Genomic DNA, 3,307 nt, shown 5'->3' with positions numbered 1-3,307 from the left:
GTGGGGCGAGCGCGGCGGTGACCCGCCGCACGGTCAGCACCGCGAGCACGCCGGCCACCACGATCCAGACGGGAAGCTGGAGGCCGACCGCACGCAGGCCGACCAGGGCGACCGCGGTGGCCGCAGCCGCCACGAGGAGGACGCGGAACACCGCCCGGGCCCGTCCGCCACGCGCCCGCCCCAGCCGGGGAGACGGCTCCTCCTCGAAGCTGAGCAGATCGTCGAGGCCGGCCCGCTCACTCACCGGGCTTCCTCCGTTCGCGACTGCGGGGCTCGCAAACCCGGCTCACTCCTCGCACTCACCGGGCTTCCTCCGTTCGCGACTGCGGGGCTCGCAAACCCGGCTCACTCCTCGCACTCACCGGGCTTCCTCCGTTCGCGACTGCGGGGCTCGCAAACCCGGCTCACTCCTCGCACTCACGCCGGCACCTCGTCGGCGGTCGCGAGGGCGGCCAGTTCGCCGCGCAGCCGGCGCAACGCGGCCCGGGCCTGGTCGCGCATCCGCGCGTCCACGGTGTGGGTGGCGTACCGGGCCTCACGGTAGACGTGGGCGAAGCCGTCGAGCACGTCGGCGCTGGCGATGGCGGGCACGCCGGCGGCGACGTCGCCCCGCAGCAGCCGGGTCACCAGGTCGGTCGGGGTGTCCCCGGTGCGCCGCGGCACGCCGACCTCGGTGGCGGCCTCCTCCAGCCGGACCCAGCAGGCGATGACGGCGGTGCGGGGATCGGTGTCGGCGTCGTCCAACTCGACCAGTCCGGCGTCGAGCGCGGCCACCACCTCCCGGGCGGTGCCCTCGGCGGTGCGCCGGGCCCGGGTCACCGGGACGGCCCGGGTGGTGCGGCGCAACGCGCCCCGCAGCAGCGTCCAGGCCAGATAGCCGAGCGCGGCCAGGATCGCGAGTCCGAGCAGGACGACCGCCGCGGTGACGATCCACCGCGGCACGTCCGCCTGGGTGTCCTCCGCGCCCTCGCGGGGTTCGACCGGGATCGAGGGCGCCGGTTCGGCAGTCGGATACTGCGGGACGTACGGGATGTTGTCGGCGGCCGGCGGGATGCGGCTGGCACCGATCGAGGAGTGCCCGGCGGCGAGCGCGGCGGCGGCGAGCAGCAGAGCCATCGCGGCGACTGGCCACCACCTGCGCAGTACGCCGAGGTCCATCGCCACCGCCCCACGCAGTTCAGTCCACCCCGGCGAACTGTTTCGCCCGGGCGAACACGTCGTCCAGCATCCCTGGTGTCAGCCGTCCCGTGAACGTGTTCTGCTGGCTGACGTGGTAGCAGCCGAGCAGGGTGGGGGCGGCCGTACCGGACCAGTGTGCCCCATGGCCGAAGACCGGTCGCGGGCTGGGCGGGACGATGCCGTACACCCGGCGCAGCACCGGCCACCAGGCGGCCCACGCGAACGCGCCCAACGCCACCACGACGCGCACGGTGGGCCGGATCAGCGCGACCTCCCGGTGCAGCCAGGGGGCGCAGGTGTCCCGTTCGGCCGGGGTCGGTTTGTTGTCCGGCGGGGCGCACCGGACGGCGCTGAAGATGCGCACGTCGCGCAGGGCCAGCCCGTCGTCGGCGGCCACGCTGGTCGGCTGGTTTGCCAGGCCGGCCCGGTGCAGCGCGGCGAACAGCACGTCGCCGGAGCGGTCGCCGGTGAAGATCCGGCCGGTGCGGTTGCCGCCGTGGGCGGCGGGGGCCAGGCCGAGGATGGCGATCCGGGCGTCCGGCGGGCCGAGGCCGGGCACCGGGCGACCCCAGTAGTCCTGGTCGCGGAAGGCCGCCCGCTTCGTCCGGGCGACCTCCTCCCGCCAGGCGACCAGCCGGGGGCAGGCGAAGCAGTCGCTGACCGCCCCGTCGAGGTCGACCAGGTCGGTCGCCCGCGCGGCGCGGGCGACCACCTCGTCGGGGGTACGGGCCTCAGCCAAGCTTGGCCCGGAAGAGTTCGAGGGTCCGGGCCCAGGCGGTGGCGGCGGCCCGCTGGTCGAAGTGCTCCGGCCGATCTTCGTTGAAGAAGGCGTGCGCGGTGCCCGGGTAGTCGTGGGTCTGGCAGGTGCCGCCGGCCGCCTCGACGGCCCGCCGGACGGTCTGCACCCCGTCGGCGCTGGAGGTGCCGTCGGCCTCGGAGCAGTGGATGAGCGCCGCCTTGCCCGCGTAGTCCGGCCACTGCGGGCTCATCCCCTCCCAGGGCAGCCGGGGGTAGAAGGCGGCGGTGGCGACGATCCGCTCGCAGCGGGTGGCCGCCCAGAGAGCCAGGCTGGCACCGGCGCAGAACCCGGCACAACCGATCTTGCCGGCGACGTCGAGCCGGCCGGCCAGGTACTCGGCGGCACCGGCGATGTCCGTCGCGGCCTCGTCCATCTGCGTGCTGTTCAACATCTGCCGCGGCTCACTCGGCTTGCTGGCCGGGGCGCCGTGCCGGAAGTCCGGGGCGAGGGCGACGAAGCCGGCCTCGGCGAACCGGTCCACGACCGCCCGGACGTGGGGTACCAGCCCCCACCAGTCCTGGATGACGATGACCGCCGGGCTGGCCGCACCGCTGGAGGGTATCGCGAGATACCCCTCGCGAGCCCCGTCGGTACCGGTGTAGCTCACCATTTCGCCCATGGGTCTGCCCTCCTGACGGTCAGTCATCGTTGGCTGGTCGTACAGTGGTCGTACGTGCCGGTAGCCTGCCATGCCGGGGACCGGCCGGGAAGACGCGAGGACAGTGGCATACACCTCCCGTTCACCTCGACGCGAGTGCGGACACGACGGTGGCGACGCCGGGATGCCCCCCGCGCCGCCACCGGTGAACTGCGGTCAGCTCTTCTTCGTCAGGCAGAGCAGGTAGCCCTGCTCGCCCGGCGCGATGTTGTAGAAGACGTAGCCGTCCTGGCCGGGCGCGACGAACGACTCGCACGCCTTGCCGGAGCGGGCCTGGTCGTGGGTCTGGTCGGCCACCCGGCCGACCACCGTGTACGCCGCCTGAGTGGTGTCGCAGTCGACCACTGTCACGTCGCGTACCGTCCGTTCCTCCGCGCCGCTGACGTCCGGCAGGTCGGTCAGGCAGTCACCGACCCGGGCCCGCTGCACCGGGTCGGGGTGGAGCAGGTCGGCCAGCGCCTCGGCGGCGCCGAACTTCAGCGCGCCGGCGACGAGCAACCCGACCACCACGGCGACGACGGCGAGCGTCTTGAGGACGCCGAGTCCGGCGGCCAGCGGCCCCGGCCGCTCGTCCTCTCCGCCGTCCGCCCCGGTCTGCGGCTCATCCTCGGTCTCGGTGTCGGGCGGTTCGGGCTCCGCGGCGGGGGGTTCGGTGGCGGCGGGCTCTGGGG

At 74.4% G+C, this 3,307-nt stretch carries 4 protein-coding genes and 1 pseudogene; all 5 read right to left on the bottom strand.

Going from position 1 to position 3,307, the window contains the following annotated elements; translation table 11 throughout:
* Positions 1–244 (bottom strand): annotated as a pseudogene (locus tag E1166_RS29985) (hypothetical protein); the annotation flags it as partial.
* A 173-nt stretch (positions 245–417) separates the two neighbouring features.
* Complete coding sequence (locus E1166_RS29980; RefSeq protein ID WP_132271089.1) at positions 418–1,158, bottom strand: DUF4129 domain-containing protein; 741 nt, start codon at positions 1,156–1,158, stop codon at positions 418–420.
* A 19-nt stretch (positions 1,159–1,177) separates the two neighbouring features.
* Positions 1,178–1,891 carry a uracil-DNA glycosylase gene (locus E1166_RS29975; protein WP_132271087.1) on the bottom strand — a complete coding sequence of 238 codons (714 nt, stop codon included), beginning with the start codon at positions 1,889–1,891 and terminating at the stop codon, positions 1,178–1,180.
* 19 nt (positions 1,892–1,910) lie between these two features.
* Positions 1,911–2,597, bottom strand: a complete 687-nt coding sequence (locus tag E1166_RS29970; protein WP_132271085.1) for a dienelactone hydrolase family protein — start codon at positions 2,595–2,597, stop codon at positions 1,911–1,913.
* 195 nt (positions 2,598–2,792) lie between these two features.
* Positions 2,793–3,307 (bottom strand): hypothetical protein (locus E1166_RS31310; RefSeq protein ID WP_165944464.1); only part of this gene is annotated, 515 nt, incomplete at its 5' end.

Source organism: Micromonospora sp. KC213, from assembly GCF_004348325.1.
Taxonomy (GTDB): Bacteria; Actinomycetota; Actinomycetes; order Mycobacteriales; family Micromonosporaceae; genus Micromonospora.
This window is presented reverse-complemented; position numbering and strand designations above follow the sequence as displayed.